The sequence below is a fragment of the Saccharothrix mutabilis subsp. mutabilis genome, assembly GCF_039521145.1.
In the GTDB taxonomy this organism is placed as follows: Bacteria; Actinomycetota; Actinomycetes; order Mycobacteriales; family Pseudonocardiaceae; genus Actinosynnema; species Actinosynnema mutabilis.
The window spans coordinates 1-1,024 of record NZ_BAAABU010000055.1 but is presented as its reverse complement, the minus strand read 5'-3'; the positions used below and the strand labels follow the sequence as shown (position 1 = coordinate 1,024).

The following is a 1,024-nucleotide window of genomic DNA, read 5'->3' as shown; positions in this document are numbered from 1 at the left end:
GGGAGGACCTCCGGGCGGAGTGGGTGTGTCTGACGCACCCGTTCCGACGCACGGAGGTCCTCGCGTGCACAGTAACGCCCGCACCACCGTCCATGCCCGCAGGCTGATCGTGACCCGGCACCGGGCCGGGTGGCCGGCGGCCCGGATCGCCGAGCAACTCGGCATCTCCCGCGCCACCGTGCACAAGTGGCTGGGCCGGTACCGACGCGAGGGCGAGACGGGTCTGGCCGACCGCTCCTCCCGTCCCCACCACAGCCCCCGGCGCATCCCGACGCAGGTCGAGGACCGCATCGTGGAGCTGCGGCGACGGGTCCGGCGCGGCCCGGTGCACCTGGCCGGACTTCTCGGCCTGCCGGCCTCCACCATCGGCCGGGTCCTGCGCCGCCGCGGCGAGCCCGCCCTGGCCGCGACCGACCCGATCACCGGCACGCCGGTGCGGCGCCGGCACTCCGGCATCCGCTACGAACGCCCCGATCCCGGCGACCTGCTGCACGTGGACGTCAAGAAACTCGGGCGGGTGCCCGACGGCGGCGGATGGCGCCTGCACGGCCGCGTCGAACGCGCCCGCGGACGCGGGAACGGCTACGACTACCTGCACGTCGCGGTGGACGACCACACACGTCTGGCCTACGTCGAGGCCCTGCCCGACGAACGCGACCCCACCTGCGCCGGCTTCCTGCACCGTGCGGTGGCCTGGTTCCGCGACCACGGCGTACGCGTGCTGCGGGTACTGACCGACAACGCCAAGGTCTACCGGCACGGCACGAACTGGATCGCGGTCTGCGTCGCCCCCGGGATCCGCCGCCGGTTCACCAAACCCGGCTGCCCGTGGACCAACGGCAAAGCCGAACGCTTCAACCGCACCCTGCAAACCGAGTTCGCCTACGCCCGAGCCTGGACCTCCAACACCGACCGCCTGACCGCCCTACCCGGCTGGGTCCACGACTACAACACCCACCGAGCCCACTCCGCCCTCAGCTGCCAGCCACCCATCACCCGACTGACCGCCTAAGCGTCAACAACG

The 1,024-nt window shown here is 72.7% G+C and carries 1 protein-coding gene; it reads left to right on the top strand.

The annotated features are described in order from the left end of the window. Nucleotides 1-64: 64 nt before the first annotated feature. The gene (locus ABD126_RS38555) at nt 65-1,012 is read left to right on the top strand and encodes an IS481 family transposase (protein ID WP_343940645.1); all 948 of its coding nucleotides are present in this window, start codon (nt 65-67) and stop codon (nt 1,010-1,012) included. Nucleotides 1,013-1,024 lie beyond the last annotated feature (12 nt).